The 20898-nt window shown below is 72.5% G+C and carries 6 protein-coding genes; all 6 read left to right on the forward strand.

From position 1 onward, the window contains the following. Positions 1 to 10 precede the first annotated feature (10 nt). The 6 genes from DMA15_RS34320 (at position 11) to DMA15_RS34345 (ending at position 20889) form a co-directional block, all read left to right on the forward strand. Positions 11 to 835, forward strand: a complete 825-nt coding sequence (locus DMA15_RS34320) for an alpha/beta hydrolase (RefSeq protein WP_125516555.1) — start codon at positions 11 to 13, stop codon at positions 833 to 835. 100 nt (positions 836 to 935) lie between these two features. Then, entirely contained in the window at positions 936 to 1160 is a 225-nt protein-coding gene (locus DMA15_RS34325) for an MbtH family protein (protein ID WP_125516556.1), read from the forward strand. 47 nt (positions 1161 to 1207) lie between these two features. Further along, entirely contained in the window at positions 1208 to 3373 is a 2166-nt protein-coding gene (locus DMA15_RS34330) for an ABC transporter ATP-binding protein (protein ID WP_125518200.1), read from the forward strand. 177 nt (positions 3374 to 3550) lie between these two features. Next, a complete protein-coding gene (locus DMA15_RS34335; protein ID WP_125516557.1) occupies positions 3551 to 4858 on the forward strand; it encodes a HAMP domain-containing sensor histidine kinase in 1308 nt (435 codons plus the stop codon). Positions 4859 to 5029: 171 nt separating this feature from the next. After that, complete coding sequence (locus tag DMA15_RS34340) at positions 5030 to 16276, forward strand: non-ribosomal peptide synthetase (protein WP_240660334.1); 11247 nt, start codon at positions 5030 to 5032, stop codon at positions 16274 to 16276. Continuing rightward, positions 16273 to 20889 carry a non-ribosomal peptide synthetase gene (locus DMA15_RS34345; protein ID WP_125516559.1) on the forward strand — a complete coding sequence of 1539 codons (4617 nt, stop codon included), beginning with the start codon at positions 16273 to 16275 and terminating at the stop codon, positions 20887 to 20889. Before DMA15_RS34340 ends, DMA15_RS34345 begins: the two co-directional genes overlap by 4 nt. Positions 20890 to 20898 lie beyond the last annotated feature (9 nt).

Below are 20898 nucleotides of genomic sequence, written 5' to 3' on the forward strand. Positions count from 1 at the left end.
AGGGAGCCCCATGCCGATCGCCCGGACAGGCGGGACACGACTCTCCTACGAGGAGTACGGCGCCGGAGAGCCGGTCGTCATGGTCACCGGCACCGGGGCGCCCGGCCGGATGTGGCGCACCCACCAGGTGCCCGCCCTGACCCGCGCGGGGTACCGGGTGATCACCCTCGACAACCGGGGGATCCCGCCGAGCGACCCCTGCCCCGAGGGGTTCACCCTGGACGACATGGCGGCGGACATCGCGGGCCTCATCGAGCACCTGGGTGAGGGCGCGTGCCGGGTCGTCGGCTACTCGCTGGGCGCGATCGCCGTCCAGGAACTGCTCCTGGCCCGCCCCGAACTCGTACGCCAGGCCGTCCTGATGGCGACCAGCGGACGAACGGACGCGCTGACCGCCGCGATGACGGCCGCCGACATGGAACTCGCCGACATGCAACTCGGCGAGGTCCAGGGCAAGTTGCCGCCCCGCTTCGCCGCCTATGTGCAGGCTCTCCAGAACCTCTCGCCGCGGACGCTGAACGACGACGAGCGGCTGCGGGACTGGCTCGCCGTCTTCGAGATGTCCGACCTCGACCGCTCGGGCCTGCGCGGCCAGCTCGGGCTCCAGCTGATCCCGGACCGCCTGCGGGCCTACCGGCGCATCAGTACGCCGTCTCTGGTGATCGGGTTCCAGGACGACCTCGTCGTCCGCCCGCGGCTCTCCCGCGAGGTCGCGCAGAGCATTCCGGGAAGCACCTATACCGAGATCCCGGGATGCGGCCACTACGGATATCTGGAGAGGCCCGCCGCCGTGAATTCGGCGATCACCGATTTCTTCGCCGGGCGAACACCGTGAATTCCGTCCCGCGTCAGGCGCTCACTGGACGCTCTTGTCGGCCCCCGGGCCCCCGGCTAGCGTAAACACATCCTGCCGACAGAAATTGATCGGAGTGGTCATGCCCAACCCGTTCGACGACGAAAACGGAACCTTCCTCGTTCTTGTCAACGACGAGAACCAGCATTCGCTCTGGCCCTCCTTCGCCGAAGTCCCGGCCGGCTGGAAGGCCGTCTTCGGTGAGGACACGCGGGAGGCCTGCCTCGCGTACATAGAGGAGAACTGGACGGACATCCGTCCCAAGAGCCTCATCGAGGAGATGGAGAAGTACGAAGCCGCCGGCTAGGCGAGCCCGGACCGCAACGACAAGGGAAACGGGAGGTTTTCGTGGCCATGATCGGTGGCCCGGGGCCGGTGATAATGAGCGGCGGTATGGGGCCGGACCAGCCGGTGACCAAACAGCGAATCAAGCCCGGCACGGCGAAACGCGTCATCCCCTACACGAAACCGTACCGCCTCAACATCGTGCTTCTCCTGGTCATCACCGCGCTCAACGCGGCGAACGTGGTGGCCACGCCCATCCTGTTCATGTACCTCATCGACAACGGAATCGTCGAACGCAACAACTCGGTGGTCGTGTGGATCTCCGTGGCGGTCGCCGCCATCGCGCTGCTGAGCACCGCCCTCGGGTTCGCGGAGGCCTGGTACTCGGGCCGGATCAGCGAGGGGCTCATCTACGACCTCCGCACCAAGATCTTCGACCATGTGCAGCGCCAGCCACTGGCGTTCTTCACCCGCGCGCAGACGGGGTCGCTCGTCAGCAGGCTGAACACCGACGTGGTCGGCGCCCAACAGGCGGTCACCACGCTGCTGTCCACGGTGGCGTCCGCCGGGCTCACGCTGGTCCTCGTACTGATCACGATGTTCTATCTCTCCTGGGTGGTCACCCTGATCTCCCTGGTGATCATTCCGCTGTTCATCCTGCCCGGGAAGCTCGTCGGCGGCAGGCTCCAGCGGATCATGCGGGAGCACATGCAGGTCAACGCCGAGGTCGGCTCGTTCATGAGCGAGCGGTTCAACGTCACGGGCGCCCTGCTCGCCAAGTTGTACGGCCGTCCCGCGGGCGAGACGGGCATGTTCTCCGGGCTCGCGGCCAAGGGCCGGGACCTCGGCATCCTGACCGCCGTCTACGGGAAGATGCTCTTCCTGACGATGATGCTGGTGGGCTCGCTCGCCACCGCGCTCGTCTACGGCCTGGGCGGCAGCCTCGTCATCGACGGCACCTTCCAGATCGGCACCCTGGTGGCGCTGGCCACCCTGATCACCCGGCTGATGGGCCCCATCAACCAGCTCGCCGGCGCACAGACGAGCGTGCTGACGGCGCTCGTCAGCTTCGACCGGCTCTTCGAGATCCTCGACCTCAAGCCGCTGATCTCCGAGAAGCCGGACGCCGTGCCCCTGCCCGCCACGAGCCAGGGCGGCGGGACGGCACCCGACATCGTGTTCGACGGGGTGTCCTTCCGCTACCCGAGGGCCGCCGACGTATCGCTCGCCTCGCTGGAGTCCATCGCCCTGCCCATGCAGGAACGCGCGCAGAACACCTGGACCCTGAGCGACCTGAACTTCACCGCGCCCGCGGGCAAGCTGACCGCGCTGGTCGGCCCGTCCGGCGCGGGCAAGACGACCATCACCCACCTGGTGCCGCGGCTGTACGACCCGGTCGAGGGCGCCATCAGGATCGGCGGGCACGACATCCGCGACGTGACGCTGCGGTCGCTCAACGAGACCGTCGGCATGGTCACGCAGGACGCGCACCTCTTCCACGCCACCCTCCGCGACAACCTGGCGTACGCCCGTCCCGACGCCACCGAGCAGGAACTGATCGAAGCGTGCAAGGCGGCACAGATCTGGGAGCTGATCGAGAGCCTGCCGGACGGCTTCGACACCGTCGTCGGCGACCGCGGCTACCGGTTCTCCGGCGGCGAGAAGCAGCGCGTCGCCATGGCGAGGCTCCTGCTCAAGGCCCCGCCCATCGTCGTGCTCGACGAGGCGACCGCGCACCTCGACTCGGAGTCCGAGGCGGCGCTGCAACGGGCCCTGAAGACCGCGCTGAAGGGCCGCACCTCGCTGGTGATCGCCCACCGCCTCTCCACCATCCGCGACGCCGACCAGATCCTCGTCATCGACCAGGGCAGGGTCCAGGAGCGCGGCACCCACGAAGAGCTGATGGAACTGGACGGGCTCTACGCGGAGCTGTACCGCACGCAGTTCTCCCGCCAGCCGTCCGTCAAGGGTGACGCGCCGGCGCTCGAATCCAGGAACGGCGCGGTGCCGGTGCCCGAGCCGGTGGGCGGCCCGCCCGGTCCGCCCGGCACCATGTTCACCGGTGGCCCGGGCGGCCCGGGCGGTCCCGGAGGTCCGGGGGGCCCAGGGGGGCCGGGAGTCTTCTTCGCCCCCGGCGGTCCAGTCGGTCCTGGCGGCCCCGGCGGCCCGGGGCCGGGCCCCGGCCCGCATGGCCCCGGACCAGGACAGGGGGGTGTGCCGCCCGGCCACGGGTGAGCCCCACCCCCGTACCGGAAAAGGACGATCGGCATCCGCGACGTGCGCATCGGCGTCGCGGATGCCGCGTTTTCCCGCCGGGTCCCGGATTTCGCCGGGGCGACTCGGGGGCGGCGCCGCGGGGGTAGCCTGGCAAACGTCTGTGTGCCCGGGTACCGGATGTGAGGTGCGATGCCGATGCGTCTGCCCAGCTCGGCCCACGCGGCCCGGTTCCGCGCCTGGGCGGCCGCCCGACTCCTGCCCAAACGGGTGCGCATGCGGCTCACCCTGCTGTACGGATCGCTGTTCGTCGTCTCCGGCGCCGTCCTGCTGACGATCACCTATCTGCTGGTCAGCCGCTCCAACGGGGTCTTCGTCTTCAGCCGCGAGAAGTCCGGCCCGCCCACGGACGACGGCGTGCACATGTACACGGAAAGCGGCGCCTCCTCCGCCCTCAAGGGCATCGCCGAGGCGCGGCGCCAACAGGCGATGCGCCAGCACGAGATGGAGATGAACCGCCTGCTGATCGAGTCGGGCGTCGCGCTGGCCATCATGTCGGTGATCGCGATCGGCCTCGGCTGGTTCGTCGCGGGACGGGTGCTGCGCCCGCTGCGCACGATGACCTCCACCATCCAGCGGATCTCCGCGCACAACGTGCACGAGCGGCTGGCCGCCGAGGGCCCGGCCGACGAACTGAAGGACCTCGCGGAGACGGTCGACGGGCTGCTCGGCCGTCTCGAAAGCGCCCTCGACTCCCATAAACGCTTCGTCGCCAACGCCGCGCACGAACTGCGGACACCACTGACCGTCGAACACGCCCTCCTCGAGGAGTCGTTGATCGACCGCGACGCCACCGTCGAGTCCTTCCGGTCCAACTTCGAACGGCTCCTGGTGCTCAGCGAGCAGCAGGCACGGCTTCTGGAGTCCCTGCTGACCCTGTCGAGCAGCGAACGCGGCCTGGACCAGCGGGAGCCGCTCGAACTGGCCGAGCTGGCGGAGAAGGCGGTGCTCGGCTGCCGTGAGCAGGCGGAGCGGCGGGGGCTGCGGGTGGATACGGTGACCGGGCCCGCCGCCACCTGGGGCGACAGCGCGCTGGTGGAGCGCCTGATGGCCAACCTCCTGGACAACGCCATCGGTTACAACGTCCCCGACGGCTGGGTGAGGCTCGTGACCCGCGTCGAGGACGAGCACGCCGTCGTCCGGGTGGCCAATTCCGGCAGCCTGATCCCGCCGGACCGGGTGGGCCGCCTCTTCGAACCGTTCCAGCGGCTCGACCGCACCGCGGGCGACGGACACCACGGGCTCGGCCTGTCGATCGTGCGCTCCATCGCCACCGCCCACGGCGCGACCCTGGACGCGCACGCCAGGCCGGAGGGCGGTCTCGTCGTCGAGGTCGCCTTCCCGCTCCGGGCGGCGCGGCGCCCGCAGACCCGGCAGCAGCACGGCGGGCAACGCCGGCCGCGGGCCGCCTCCGTGACGAGCGCGGGCGACTCCGCCTCCGGGTGATCGCGCCCTGGGCCGCCACTGTGGACGGGTCGCGTCAATTCCCCCCTCGGCCATAGCATCGAATTCACCGCGCTTGTTCATGCGCCTGCCCGGTGTCCAAGTGCGCACGGGGCGCGGTTGGACGGCCCGGGAATGAAATAGCCGACGCGGTTCGCGCGGCGAGGGGGAATGATGAACGGCAAAGCTGGTCGCACTCTGCCCTTGCTCGATTCCCAGGAAGGAATCTGGCTGGCGCAGCGCGTGGAAGGCTCCCGTCGGATGTACGGCGTCGGCCAGTACGTCCAGATATCGGGGCCCATTGACGCGCGGTTATTCGAGCGAGCGTTGCGGCAGGTGGTCGGCGAAACGGAAATCCTGCGTGTGCGATTCGTGGAGGACGGCGACAAGGTCTCGCAGGTACTCGCCCCGGAACATCTCCCCGGCCCTTTCCTCGGCGTACCTCTTCTCGACTCCGCACCCCTTCTGGACTCCGTCGACCTCAGTACGGAGGACGATCCCGAAACCGCTGCCGATGAATGGATGCGGGCGGAACTGAACCAGGAGCGGGGCGCTGATTCCGACCGGCCCTTCTCGTACACGCTCTTTCGCCTCGCCCCTGACCGGCACATCTGGTTCCAGCGCTACGACCACCTGCTGATGGACGTGTTCGGCTGTTCCCTCGTGGCCCGCCGCCTCGCGCACGTCTATACGGCGACGCTGCGCGGGCAGGCCCCGGAACCGGCCGGACACGCCGCGCTCGGCGAGCTGTTGGAGGAGGAGTCCGCGTACCGGGCGTCGGATCGGTACGCGCGCGACCGGCAGTACTGGCTCGACCGTTTCGCCGACCGGCCGGACCTGCCCGATGTCCCCGGCCCCGGCCCGGCCGCCCGTACCGAACGCCAACCCGAGCCCCACCCCGAGCCCGAACCCGAGCTTGAACGCGAGCCCGAGATCCTGCGGGAGACGGGCCACTTGGCGCCCTCCGCCGTGCGGGCGCTGTGCGCGGCGGCCGACCGTGCCGGGGTGAGCTGGCCCAGGCTCGTCGTCGCCGCGGTCGCCGCCTTCACGGGCCGTATGACGGGGTCGGCCGAGGCCGTCCTGAGCCTCCCGGTCCCGGGCCGCGCGAGCGACCAGGCGCGGCGCACCCCCTGCACCATGGCGAACCTGCTTCCCCTGCGGTTGTCTGTCGCCCCCGGCACGAGCCTGGTGGATCTGGCGCGGGAGGCAGGGAGCGAGATCGAAGGCCTCCTCGCGCACCAGGGCTTCCGGGGTGAGCGGCTGCGTCGTGAACTCAACTGGCCGGTGGGCGATCGCTGGCACTTCGGCCCCTCCGTCAATGTCATGCCGACGGCCGGCGAGAGCCTGTCGTTCGGCGAGCACCAGGGCGTCGTACGCGACCTGTCGAGCAGGCGCGTCGAGGACTTCGGTGTGCTGGTGAGCGGCTGGTCCGCGGGCGAGGGCATGCGGGTCACCTTCGAGGCCAACCCCGCGCTGTACAGCCGTGACTGGCTCCGGGCGGCGCACCGGTCGTTCCTGACGTTCCTGGAGAGCGCGGTCGGGGATCCGTCGGCGCCGGTCGGCCGCGTCGATGCGGTGGACGGAGCCGAGCGCGACGCGTTGGTGCGGGCGGGGAGTGCCGCCGCGCGGCCGCCCGCCGCGGACTCGGTGCCCGCTCTGCTCGCCCGCCAGCTCGGCTGGTCTATGGACGCGGTCGCCGTCGTGGACGGCGAACGCACGCTTTCGCACGGCGAGTTGGACGCGGCGGCCGGGCGTCTCGCGTCGTATCTGGCCGGTGTCGGCGTGCGGCGCGGGGACCGGGTCGCGGTGGTGATGGAGCGCTCCGCGGAGTTGATCGTCGCGCTGCTCGCGGTGTGGCGGGCGGGCGCGGCGTTCGTGCCGGTGGACGTGGAGTACCCGGCGGAGCGGGTGGCGTTCCTGCTGGCCGACTCGGACCCGGCGGCGGTGGTGTGCACCGAGGCCTACCGGGGCGCGATCCCCCCGGACAGCGGGGCGGAGCCGGTGGTAGTCGACGATCCCGGGGTACGGGCGGCCGTCGCCGCGTGCCGGATCGACGGCCCCGACGTCCCGGTGGGCGGGCAGGACCTCGCGTACGTGATGTACACGTCGGGCTCGACGGGGGTGCCCAAGGGCGTGGCGGTGCCGCACGGGGGTGTGGCGGCGCTGGTGGCTCCCGACGCGGGCTGGGCGGTGGGTGCGGGCGACGCGGTGCTGATGCACGCGCCGCACGCCTTCGACGTGTCGCTGTTCGAGGTGTGGGTGCCGCTGGTGGCGGGCGGCCGGGTCGTGATCGCCGGACCGGGCGTGGTGGACGCGGGGCGGATCAGGGCCGCGGTCGCGGCGGGCGTGTCGGCGCTGCATGTCACGGCGGGCATGTTCCGGGTCCTCGCCGAGGAGTCCCCGGAGTGTTTCGCGGGGCTCGGCGAGGTGCTGACGGGCGGCGACGTGGTGCCGGCCGGGGCGGTGGCCCGGGTGGCGCGGAGGTGCCGGGAGGTGGCGGTGCGGCACCTGTACGGGCCGACGGAGACCACGTTGTGCGCGACCTGGCATGAGCTGCCCGCGGGCGCGGCGGGCGGTCCGGTGCTGCCGATCGGCCGCCCCCTGGGCAACCGTCAGGTGTATGTGCTGGACGCGGCGCTCCAGCCCGTCCCGGCGGGCGTCGTGGGCGAGCTGTATGTGGCGGGGGCGGGCCTGGCGCGCGGATATCAGGGGCGCTCGGGCCTGACCGCGGAACGGTTCGTGGCGTGCCCGTTCGACCACGGCGGGCGGATGTACCGCACCGGTGACCTCGTGCGGTGGGCGCCCGAGGGCGAGTTGGTGTTCGTGGGGCGCGCCGACGAGCAGGTGAAGGTCCGCGGGTTCCGGGTGGAGCCCGGCGAGGTCGAACTGGTCCTCGCCGGGCATGAATCGGTGGCCCAGGCGGTCGTGGTGGCCCGCCGGGACGGCGGCCCCGGCGGCGACAAGCGGCTGATCGGCTACGTCGTGCCGGACGGGCGGTCCGCAGTGGATCCCCGGCTGCTGCGGGAGCACGTGGCCAGGGCCCTGCCGGAGTACATGGTCCCGGCGGCGGTGCTCGTCCTGGACGCGCTGCCCCTCACCGCGAACGGGAAGCTCGACAGGTCCGCCCTGCCCTCACCCGACTTCGCCGACGCGGGCGGTGCCCGCGGCCCCGCGACGCCCGTGGAGGACGTGCTGTGCGCCCTGTTCGGCGAGGTCCTCGGCCTGGGCCGGGTCGGCGCCGACGCGTCGTTCTTCGATCTTGGCGGGGACTCGCTCCTCGGGATGCGGCTGGTGGCGCGGGTGCGTGCGGTCCTGGACGTGGAAGTGGGGATCGGGGAACTGTTCGGCGCGCCGACGGCGGCAGATCTCGCCCGCCTGATCGACGACGGGGGCGCCGGCGGCGTCGGCGGCCTCGACGGGGAGGCGCGGGCCGCGCTGCGTCCGCGATCGCGCCCGCGGGCGGTGCCGCTGTCGTTCGCGCAGCAGCGGATGTGGTTCCTGAACCGGATGGCGGACTCCGTTCCAGGCGCGGCCGCCGCCTACAACTTGCCGCTCACCCTGCGGATTTCAGGCGCCCTGGACATGTCCGCCCTGGAAGCGGCGCTCGGTGATGTGGCTGACCGGCACGAGAGTCTGCGCACGGTCCTCCCGGACGCCGGGGGCGTCCCGTACCAGCGGGTGCTGGAGGGCGAGGAGAGCCGCCCGCCCTTGACCGTGACACCGGCCGGTGAGGAGCGGCTCACCGAGATGCTCGCCGCGCAGCTGGGTGAGGGCTTCGACCTGCGGGTGGATGTGCCGTGGCGGGTGTGGTTGTTGGTGGTGGGTCCGGGTGAGTTTGTGTTGTCGGTGGTGGCTCATCATGTGGCGGTTGATGGCTGGTCGATGGGTGTGCTGGCGCGGGATCTGGAGGCGGCGTACGGGGCTCGCTGCGAGGGGCGCGCTCCTGGGTGGGGTGCGTTGCCGGTGCAGTACGCGGATTACGCGTTGTGGCAGCGGGAGATGCTGGGCGGTCTGGATGATCCGGCGAGTGTGATCAGTGGACAGTTGGCGTACTGGCGGGATGTGTTGACCGGAGTCCCGCAGGAGATTGCTCTGCCGGTGGACCGTGCTCGTCCTGTGGTGCCTTCGTTCGAGGGGCGTCTGGTGGCGGTGGCGGCGGATGCGGGGACGCATGCGCGGCTGGTGGAGGTCGCCGGGCGTGGTCGGGCGACGATGTTCATGGTCGTGCACGCGGCGGTGAGTGTGCTGCTGTCCCGGTTGGGGGCGGGGGAGGACATTCCGCTGGGGACGCCGGTGGCCGGTCGCGGCGACGCCGCGTTGGAGGAGCTGGCCGGATTCTTCGTGAACACGCTGGTGCTGCGGACGGATCTGAGTGGTGATCCGACGTTCGCGGAGCTGCTTGAGCGGGTGCGGGCCACGGATCTGGCGGCGTACGCGCACCAGGACGTGCCCTTCGAACGCCTCGTCGAAGAACTGAACCCCTCTCGTTCCGTCTCCCGCAATCCGCTCTTCCAGGTGATGCTGGCCCTGCCGAACCTGCCCGACCCGGAGTGGAGGCTCCAGGGCCTCCGGGTGCGCCCGCTGCCGATGGTCGCGCCCGCCGCGCGCTTCGATCTCGCGGTCACGCTCACCGAGCGGCGTGACGAGCGGGGGGCTCCGGCCGGGCTGGCCGGTGACGTCCTCCTGGCCGCGGACCTGTTCGACGAGAACACGGCCCGGAAGCTGGCCGAGCGCCTGGTGTACGTCCTCGAACAGGTCGCCGCCGACCCGGAGATCCGGCTCAGCGACGTGGACGTCCTCACGGCGGACGAGCGCGCCCAGGTGGTGGAGCGCTGGAACGATACGGCGGTCCCCGGCACGGACACATCGGTGCCGGGCCTGTTCGAGGAGCGGGCGGGGCGGTCGCCGGACGCCGTGGCCGTACGCTGCGGCCAGGACGCGGTCCCGTACGGGGAGTTGGACGCGCGGGCCAACCGCCTGGCCCGCCACTTGACGGGCCTCGGTGTCGGTCGCGAGGACAAGGTGGGCCTGTGCCTGCCGCGCGGGATCGACATGATCGTCGGCGAGCTGGCGGTGTGGAAGGCGGGCGGCGCGTTCGTGCCGCTCGACCCGGAGTACCCGGCGGACCGGCTCGCGTTCATGGTCGCCGACAGCGGGGCGCGGGTGGTACTGGGCACCACCGCCACCATGACCGACGTACCGGTAACGGCGCAGGTGGTGCTGCTGGACGAGGCGCGGACCACAGCCGCCTTGGCTGCGGAGTCCCCGGCCCCCCTGTACACGGCCGTCCTGCCCGATCAACTCGCCTACGTCATCTACACCTCCGGCTCGACAGGCCGCCCGAAAGGTGTCGCCGTGGCCCACGGCGGGGTGGCGAACCTCGCGGAGGCCATGCGACCGGCGATGGGCGTGGCCGAGGGCGTGGCCGTGCTCCAGTTCGCGTCCTTCAGCTTCGACGCGGCGGTCCTTGACGTGGCGGTGACGCTGGCCGCGGGCGGCACGCTCGCCATCGCGACGAGCCGGGAACGGGCCGAGCCCGCCGCACTGGCCCGGATGATCGACGCCGCCGGGGTGAGCACGGCGAGCGTGGTGCCGTCGCTGCTGAGCGTGCTGGATCCGGCGGCCGTGCCCGGCGTACGCAACTGGGTCCTCGGAGCCGAGTTGCTCACCGCCGACCTGGCGGCCCGCTGGACTCCACAGGCCCGGGTCTGGAACACGTACGGGCCCACCGAGGCGACCGTGATGGCCACCGTCGGACCGGTCGACTCCGCGATCACGGCGGGCGACGAGCCCCCGCCCATCGGGCGCCCCCTGGCCAATATGCGTACGTACGTGCTCGACGGCTTCCTGCGCCCGGTGCCGCCGGGCGTGGTGGGCGAGGTGTACCTCGCGGGGCCCGGTGTGGCGCGCGGCTATGTGGGGCGGGCGGGTCTGACGGCGGAACGGTTCGTCGCCTGCCCGTTCGGCGCGGGCGGGCGGATGTACCGGACCGGGGACCTGGCCCGCTGGACGTCTGACGGGCAGTTGCTCTTCGCCGGACGCGCCGACGACCAGGTGAAGATCCGTGGGTTCCGGGTGGAGTTGGGCGAGGTCGAGGCGGCGCTCTCCGCGCACCCGGCGGTCCGGCAGGCGGTGGCGGTCGTGCGCGAGGACCGGCCGGGCGACCGGCGCCTGGTCGCCTACCTCGTACGTGAGGGGGAGTACGGCATCGCCCCCCAGCGCATCCGCGACCAACTGGCACTGCGCCTGCCGGAGTTCATGGTCCCGGCGGCCGTACTCGTCCTCGACGCGCTGCCGCTCACGGTGAACGGCAAGCTGGACCGGGCGGCTCTGCCCGCGCCGGACTTCACTCCCCGGGCCTCCGGCCGGGAGCCGCGTACGCAGACCGAGGAGATCTTGTGCGGTCTGTTCGGGGAGGTGCTCGGCCTTGAGTGGGTCGGGGCCGAGGACGGGTTCTTCGAACTCGGCGGCGATTCGCTGCTGGCGATGCGGCTGATCTCCCGGGTGCGGGCGGTGCTGGAGGCGGAGGTGGGGATCGCCGAACTGTTCGGCGCGCCGACCGTGGCGGGCCTCGCCCGGCTGATCGACGGCGGCGCCGGCGGCTTCGCGGGGGAGGCGCGGGCCGCGCTGCGTCCGCGGCCGCGCCCGGATGTGGTGCCGTTGTCGTTCGCGCAGCAGCGGATGTGGTTCCTGAACCGGATGGAGGAGTCGGTCCCGGGCGCGGCCGCCGCGTACAACGTGCCCTTGGTGCTGCGCATTTCGGGTGTGCTCGATGTGGCGGCCCTGGAGGCGGCGCTCGGCGATGTGGCGGAGCGGCACGAGAGCCTGCGCACGGTCTTCCCCGACATCGACGGTGTCCCGCACCAGCGCGTCCTGCACGGAAGGACGGGCCGCCCGCCCCTGACCATCGCGCACTGCGACGAGGAGCGGCTCACCGAGATGCTCGCCGCGCAGCTGGGTGAGGGCTTCGACCTGCGGGTGGATGTGCCGTGGCGGGTGTGGTTGTTGGTGGTGGGTCCGGGTGAGTTTGTGTTGTCGGTGGTGGCTCATCATGTGGCGGTTGATGGCTGGTCGATGGGTGTGCTGGCGCGGGATCTGGAGGCGGCGTACGGGGCTCGCTGCGAGGGGCGCGCTCCTGGGTGGGGTGCGTTGCCGGTGCAGTACGCGGATTACGCGTTGTGGCAGCGGGAGATGCTGGGCGGTCTGGATGATCCGGCGAGTGTGATCAGTGGACAGTTGGCGTACTGGCGGGATGTGTTGACCGGAGTCCCGCAGGAGATTGCTCTGCCGGTGGACCGTGCTCGTCCTGTGGTGCCTTCGTTCGAGGGGCGTCTGGTGGCGGTGGCGGCGGATGCGGGGACGCATGCGCGGCTGGTGGAGGTGGCCGGGCGTGGTCGGGCGACGATGTTCATGGTCGTACATGCGGCGGTGAGTGTGCTGCTGTCCCGGTTGGGGGCGGGGGAGGATATTCCGCTGGGGACGCCGGTGGCCGGTCGTGGTGATGCGGCGTTGGAGGAGCTGGCGGGGTTCTTCGTGAACACGCTGGTGCTGCGGACGGATCTGAGTGGTGATCCGACGTTCGCGGAGCTGCTTGAGCGGGTGCGGGCCACGGATCTGGCCGCGTACGCGCACCAGGACGTGCCCTTCGAACGCCTCGTCGAAGAACTGAACCCGTCCAGGTCCCTCTCCCGCACCCCTCTGTTCCAGGTGATGCTGGCACTCCAGAACGTGCCCGAGGCCACCTGGGACCTGCCCGGCGTGCGCGTGAGCCCCGCGCCACTGCCGCCCAGGCTCGCGGCCCGGTTCGACCTGGCGGTCTCCATGGTCGAACGGCGCGACGCGCTCGGCGCCCCGGCCGGTCTGGACGGCGAGATCCTCTACGCCACCGACCTGTTCGACGACGACACGGCCCGGAAGCTGGCCGAGCGCCTGGTGTACGTCCTCGAACAGGTCGCCGCCGACCCGGAGATCCGGCTCAGCGACGTGGACGTCCTCACGGCCGCCGAACGCGCCCAGGTGGTGGAGCACTGGAACGACTCCGCCCTGCCGGTGCCCCCCTCGACGGTCGTCGAACTCTTCGAGGATCGCGCGGCACGGTCCCCGCACGCGGTGGCGGTCGAATCCGGCGTGACGGGGGAAAACGCCCTGACCTACGGGGAGTTGGCCGCCCAGGCCGCTCGGCTCGCCCGGTACCTGGTCGACGCGGGCGTGGGCCCCGAGTGCCGGGTGGCGGTCGTGGTCGAGCGGTCGGTGCCGATGATGGTGGCGCTCGTCGCCGTCTCGATGGCCGGCGGGGTCTTCGTCCCGGTGGACCCGGAGTACCCGGCGGACCGGGTGGCGCATCTGCTGGAGGACTCCGATCCGGCGGTGGTGCTGTGCACGAGGACGACGCGGGGCGCGGTGCCGACGGACGCCGCGGGAATGAGCACGGCGAGGCCCACCGGCTCGGCGGCAGGACACCCACGCTCCGCCCGCCGCGTCGTCGTCATGGACGACTCCGCGGTCGCCGAGGACATGGCCTCGTACGCGCCCGGCCCCCTGCGCCCCATCGAGCGCCTGGCGCCACTGACCGGGGACAACGCCGCGTACGTGATCTACACCTCGGGCTCGACGGGCACCCCGAAGGGCGTCGCCGTCTCCCACCGCGGCCTGCGCAACGTCGTCGAGGACAACCTCCGGCGGTACGCGCTCGACGAGGACAGCCGCGTCCTGCAACTCGTCTCGCCGAGCTTCGACGTCTCCATGGCGGACATCTGGCCGACGCTGTGCGCGGGTGCGCGGCTGGTCCTCGCCCCGTCGAAACTGGACGCCTCCGGCGAGGAGCTGACCCGCCTTATGCGGGCGCGGCGCGTCACCCACCTGGCGACGACCCCGACGTACCTGCTGCAGATGGACGCCGAGGACGTACCGGAGCTGCGCCTGCTGATCATCGGCGGCGAGCCCATGCCACCCGAGGCGCGCCGCCGCTGGCGCCGGGGCCGCGCCATGTACCAGCAGTACGGCGTCACCGAGGCGACGATCATCTCCACGGTGAGCGCGGTCCGGCACGACCGCGACGGCACGGCGCCGATCGGCGGCCCGATCGCCAACACCCGCGTGTACGCGCTGGACACCTCCCTGCGGCCGGTGCCCGTCGGCGTGCCGGGCGAGCTGTACGTCGCCGGGGCCGGGCTCGCGCGCGGCTATCTGGGGCGCTCGGCGCTCTCCGCGGAACGCTTCGTCGCAAGCCCGTTCGGGGCGGGGGAGCGGATGTACCGCACCGGGGACGTGGTGCGGTGGACCGGAGACGGCGAACTGATCTTCGCGGGCCGCGCCGACGACCAGCTGAAGATCCGCGGACACCGCATCGAACCCGGCGAGATCGAGTCCGCCCTCGCCGGCTGCCCCGGAGTGCGCGAGGCCGTGGTGACGGTCCGCGAGGACCGCCCGGGCGAGCGCCGTCTCATCGGCTATGTGGCCGCCGACCCGGGGACGGTGGACGGAGGGACCGTACGCGCGCACGCCGCGGGTCTGCTCCCGGAACACATGGTGCCGACGGCGGTCCTGGTCCTCGACGCGCTGCCGCTGACCGCCAACGGCAAACTGGACCGGGCCGCGCTGCCCGCGCCCGACTTCGCCGAGCGCGTCTCGGGCCGGGAACCGCGTACGGAGACCGAACGCATCCTGTGCGACCTGTTCGCCGAGATGCTGCGGCTCGAACGCGTCGGCGCCGACGACGGCTTCTTCGAGCTGGGCGGCGACTCGATCAGCTCGATGCAGCTGGTGTCGCGGGCCCGCCGGGCGGGCCTTGTCATGACGCCCCGGCACGTGTTCGAGGCGAAGACGCCCGAGCGCCTCGCGGCCGTCGTGGAGGCGGCGGGGGCGCAGGAACGCGCCGTCGACGACGTCGGTGTCGGGGAGGTGCCCTGGACGCCGGTGATGCGGGCCTTCGGCGAGCGCGCCGCGGGCGCCCGCTTCGCCCAGTGGACGACCGTCGGCGCGCCCGCCGGGCTCGGCCTGGACGTGCTGGCGGCCGGTCTCGGCGCCCTGCTCGACACGCACGACATGCTGCGGGCGCGTACCGTACCCGGCGAGCCGAAGCTGATCGTCGGCGAAACGGGGTCGGTGGACGCGGGAAGCCTGGTCGCGCGCGTGGACGCGGTCGGCGTACGGGAAGCCGCACCGGGGGCCGACGTGCCGGTCGGCGCCGACGCGCCGAGGGACCCCACCAGGCTGGACGAGGTGGCGGGACGCGCGGCACAGGAGGCGGCACTGCGCCTCGACCCGGCGCACGGCGTGATGGCACAGGCCGTATGGGTGGACGCCGGACCCGGCCGCACGGGCCGGATCGTGCTGGTCGTCCACCACCTGGTGGTCGACGGAGTCTCCTGGCGGGTGCTGCTCCCCGACCTCCGGGCGGCCTGCGAGGCGGCCGCCGCCGGGCGCGAACCGGCGCTCGACCCGGTCGGCACCTCGTTCCGGCGCTGGGCGCACCTGCTCGCCGAGCAGGCCCACGACGACAGGCGGACCGCCGAACTGGACGGCTGGACCGCCCTCCTGGGAGAGCCCCAACCCCCCCTGGGGAAACGGGCGTTGGACCCGGCAATCGACACCGCGCTGACCCTCCGCCGCCACTCGTGGACCCTCCCGCCCGAGCAGGCGGCCACCCTGGTGGGCCGGACCCCGGGCGTCTTCCACTGCGGTGTGCGCGAGGTGCTCCTCGGTACCCTGGCGGGCGCGGTCGCCCACTGGCGGCCCGAGACCGCCACCGGACTCCTGGTGGAGGTCGAGGGCCACGGCCGCGAACCGCTGGAGGGCGCGGACCTGTCCCGTACCGTCGGATGGTTCACCGGCGTGCACCCGGTCCGCCTGGCGGTGACCGGCGCCGACCTGGACGACGCTATGGCCGGTGGCCCGGCTGCCGGTACGTTGGTCAAGGCCGTGAAGGAGCAGGTCCGGGCGGTGCCCGGGGACGGCCTCGGCTACGCACTGCTCCGCAGGCTCAACCCCGGCACGGGCTCGGCCCTGGCGGCCGCGCCGAGCGCGCAGATCGGCTTCAACTACCTCGGCAGGTTCGCCGCGGGGGCGGCGGGCACCGTCGACGACTGGCAGCAGGCCGGGGCCGCCGCGGTCGGCGGCTCCACCGAACCGGACCTGCCCGCGATGCACGTGGTGGAAGGCCTCGCGGTGGTCCGGGACACCCCGGAGGGACCCGAGCTGACCGTCACCCTCAGCTGGCCGGGACGGCTCCTGGACGAGACCGACGTGGAGCGCCTCGGCCGGGCCTGGGTGGCGATGCTCGGCGGCCTCGCCGTGCACACCGACGAGCCCGCCGCGGGCGGGCACACGCCTTCCGACTTCCACCTCCTCGACCTCGAACAGGACGAGGTCGACCAGTTCGAAGCGATAGCAGCCAAGCTCGAGGAGGGTCTGTCCCGGTGAAGTCATCAACCGCCGCGCAGAGTTCGGCCCACGGCTCCGCCCTGGCGGGAGTGTGGCCGCTGTCACCGCTACAGGAAGGCCTGCTGTTCCACGCCGACTTCGACGACAGCGGCCCCGATGTCTACGCCGTGCAGTTCACGCTGGACGTCGAAGGCCCCGTGGACGCGCGCCGGTTACGGACCTCATGGCAGGCGCTCCTGGACCGGCACGCGGCGCTGCGGGCGAGCTTCCACCGCAGGAAGTCGGGCGAGGCGGTCCAACTCATCACCCGGAACGTCACGTTGCCCTGGCACGAGGCCGACCTCTCCGCGCACCCCGCGGCCGACCGCCCGGCCCGCGCCGAGAAGCTGGCCGCGGGCGAACGCGCGGAGCGACTGGACCTGTCGGCGCCACCACTGCTCCGGCTGCTCCTGATCCGGCTCGCCGACCACCGGCACCGGCTCATCGTGACCTCGCACCACCTCCTGATGGACGGCTGGTCGATGCCCGTCCTGCTGGGCGAGCTGTCACAGGTCTACGCGGCGGGCGGCGACGCCTCCGTACTCGCACCGGCCGCCTCCTACGGGGACTACCTGCTGTGGCTCGGCCGGCAGGACAAGGAGGCGGCACGGGCCGCCTGGCGTGCGGAGCTTGCCGGGGCCGACGAGCCGACCCTCGTGGCCCCCGCGGAGGCGGGCGGGACCCCGGTGCTGCCGGACGAACACCTTGTACGGCTCCCCGAGGAGACCACCCGGGCCCTCGCGGAGACGGCCCGCGCCCAGGGGCTGACCGTGAACACCGTCGTCCAGGGCGCGTGGGCGCTGGTCCTCGCGCGTCTGGCGGGGCGCACGGACGTGGTGTTCGGCGCGACAGTCGCGGGCCGCCCGGCGGAACTGCCGGGCGTGGAGTCGATGGTGGGCCTGCTCATCAACACGCTGCCCGTGCGGGTGCGCCTCGACGGCAAGCAGTCCGTGACGGAGATGCTGGCGCGGCTCCAGGACCGCCAGGCCGCCCTCATGGCGCACCAGCACCTCGGCCTCTCCGAGATCCAGAAGGTGGCCGGCCCCGGCGCGGTCTTCGACACGCTCGTGGTCTACGAGAACTACCCCAACCCGCCCGCCGACCCGACCGCTCCCGACACCCCCACCTTCACCGTCTCCCCGGGCGAACAGGCCACCAACTACCCGCTGACCCTCGGCGTCCTGATGGCCGACCGCCTCCACGTCCGCTTCACGTACCGACCCGACCTGTTCGACCGCCACGCCGTCACCGAACTGGGACAACGCCTGGTGCGGGTGCTCGAACAGATGGTGGCGGATCCGTTGGTGCCGGTGGGGCGGGTGGAGGTGGCGGGTGCGCAGGAGCGCGCGCTGGTGGTGGAGGCGTGGAACGCGACGGCGGGCCGGGTGCCAGGTGTGTCGGTGCCGGAGCTGTTCAGCGGGCAGGTGGCGCGGGCGCCGGACGCGGTGGCGGTGACGGATGGCGAACGCTCGTATAGCTATGGCGAGTTGGCGGAGCGCTCGGGTCGTCTGGCGGCGTTCTTGGCTGGGCGGGGTGTGGGTCGTGGCGATCGTGTCGCGGTGGTGATGGAGCGGTCCGCTGATCTGCTGGTGGCGTTGCTCGGGGTGTGGCGGGCGGGAGCGGCCTACGTTCCGGTGGACCCCGACTACCCGGCGGAGCGCGTGGCGCTGCTGCTGGACGACTCGGACCCCGTCGCGGTCGTGTGCACCGAGGCGACGCGCGGGATGGTGCCCGAGGGTGTAGGGGTCCGGCCGGTGGTGCTGGATGACGCCGAGGTGGCAGCGGCGATCGCGCGGGTTCGGCCCCTGGGGGCGGCGGTTCCCGTGGGCGCGCAGGACCTGGCATACGTGATGTACACGTCCGGGTCGACCGGTGTGCCGAAGGGCGTGGCGGTTACCCACGGGAGCGTGGCGGGGCTGGTCGGCGACCCGGGGTGGTCGGTGGGCGCGGGCGACGCGGTGCTGATGCACGCGCCGCACGCCTTCGACATCTCCCTGTTCGAGGTGTGGGTGCCGTTGGTGGCGGGTGGCCGGGTGGTGGTGGCCGCGCCGGGTGCGGTGGATGCGGGTCGGGTGCGGGAGGCGGTCGCGGAGGGCGTCACGGCGGTGCATGTCACGGCGGGTCTGTTCCGGGTGCTCGCGGAGGAGTCCCCGGAGTGTTTCGCCGGTCTGCGTGAGGTGCTGACGGGCGGGGACGTGGTGCCCGCCGGGTCGGTGGCGCGGGTGCGCGAGGCGTGCCCCGAAGTGCGGGTCCGGCATTTGTACGGGCCGACCGAGGTCACCTTGGCAGCGACCTGGCATGGGCTGCCGGTGGGCGCCGAGGGCGGGCCGGTGCTGCCGATCGGGCGGCCGCTGGGCAACCGGCAGGCGTATGTCCTCGACGCGTTCCTGCGTCCGGCCGGGCCGGGCGTGGTGGGCGAGCTGTATATAGCGGGGACCGGTCTCGCGCAGGGATACCTCGGACGGTCGGGGCTGACGGGGGAGCGGTTCGTGGCGTGCCCGTTCGGTGCGGGCGGGGAGCGGATGTACCGGACGGGGGATCTGGTCCGGTGGTCGTCCGAGGGTGAGTTGCTCTTCGTGGGGCGTGCGGATGAGCAGGTGAAGGTCCGTGGGTTCCGGGTGGAGCCGGGTGAGGTCGAGGCGGTGCTGGCCGGACATGAGACGGTCGGCCAGGCAGTTGTGGTGGCTCGTCAGGACGGCCCCGGCGACAAGCAGTTGATTGGTTACGTGACTGCTGCGGACGGCTTGGGTATCGACACGGAGGAGTTACGTGCGTACGTGACCGACCGTCTGCCCGACTACATGGTCCCGGCGGTGATCCTGACCCTGGACACCCTGCCTCTCACGGTGAACGGCAAGGTGGACCGGGCGGCCCTGCCCGCGCCGGACTTCGCCGCCCGGGTGACCGGACGCGCACCGCGCACGGCGGCCGAGCGGATCCTGTGCGGCGTCTTCGCCGAGGTCCTGGGGCTCGACCGGGTCGGCGTCGAGGACGGGTTCTTCGAGCTGGGCGGCGACTCGATCAGCTCCATGCAGCTGGTCTCGCGCGCCCGCCGGGCCGGGCTCGTGGTGACGTCCCGGCAGGTCTTCGAGGAGAAGACCCCGGAACGGCTCGCGCAGGTCGCCACCACGGTCGAAGAGGCGGGCGCCACGCTCGACGTGGGCATCGGTGAAGTTCCCTGGACGCCGGCGATGCGGGCGCTGGGCGAGCGTGCGGCGCGGCCCGGGTTCGCACAGTGGGTGGTCCTCGGCGCCCCGGCCGGGCTGGGTCTCGGCGTGCTGGCGGCGGGACTCGGTGCCGTCCTGGACGCGCACGACATGCTGCGGGCGCGGACCGTTCCCGGCGAGCAGAAGCTGATCGTCGGCGAGCGTGGCTCGGTCGACGCCGGGAGCCTGGTCGGGCGGGTGGACGCGGCGGATCTCGGCGCCGATGGCGTGGAGGCCGTCGCGCGTGAGGCCGCGGAGCGCCTTGACCCCGCCGCCGGGGTGATGGTCCAAGCGGTATGGGTGGACCCCGGACCCGGCCGGGCCGGTCAACTGGTATTGATCGCCCATCACTTGGTGGTGGACGGGGTGTCCTGGCGCGTACTGGTGCCGGACCTGCGAGCCGCGTGTGAGGCGGCCGTCGCCGGGCGGGTACCCCGGCTGGACCCCGTGGGCACCTCGTTCCGCCGCTGGGCGCAGCTGCTGACGGCCGAGGCGGCCAGTGAGCGGCGCACCGCCGAGCTGGACAGCTGGCTGGCCTTGCTAGGAGCGCGGCAAACACCCTTGGTGAGCGCGGAGTTGGACGCCGCCCTGGACACCGTACGGACCCTGCGCCGCACCACGTGGACCGTCCCCGCGCGCCAGGCCGAGACCCTGCTGACGCGCACCCCGGCCGCGTACCACTGCGGTGTGGAAGACGTGCTCCTTGCCGCGCTGACGGCCGCGGTCGCGTACTGGCGCACCGACGAGGAGACCGACGTACTCGTCGACATCGAAGGGCATGGCCGCGAGCCACTGGACGACGGGGTGGAACTGTCGCGCACGGTTGGCTGGTTCACCAGCGCGCACCCCGTCCGGCTCGGCACGGCGGGAGTGGATCCGGCCGAGGTCCTGGCAGGCGGCCCGGCCGCCGGTGAACTGCTGAAGGCGGTCAAGGAGCAGACGCGCGCGGTCCCCGGCGACGGTCTCGGCCACGCACTCCTGCGCCACCTCAACTCCGAGACCGCCCCCGTCCTGGCGGCCGCCCCGGCCCCGCAGATCAACTTCACCTACATGGGCCGGTTCGCCGCCGACACGGCGGACGGCCACGGCGGCGGAGCCTGGCAGATGGCCGCGGGGAACGCGATCGGGGGCTCCGTCGACCCCGAGACCCCGCTGCGGCACCTGCTGGACGTCGGCGCGATGGTCCGGGACACGCCGGGCGGGCCCGAGCTGACCCTCACCGTGCACTGGCCCCGACGGCTGGTGCGGGACGCGGACGCCGAACGGCTCGGGCGCGCCTGGGCGGACATGCTCGGCGGCCTCGCGGCCCACACCGCGGCACCCGCCTCTGGAGGACACACGCCCTCCGACTTCCCTCTCCTCGACCTCGCCCAGGACGAGGTCGACGAATTCGACCGACTCGACTGACCTGAGGGC

The organism is Streptomyces sp. WAC 01529 (assembly GCF_003945545.1).
GTDB classification, from domain to species: Bacteria; Actinomycetota; Actinomycetes; order Streptomycetales; family Streptomycetaceae; genus Streptomyces; species Streptomyces anatolicus.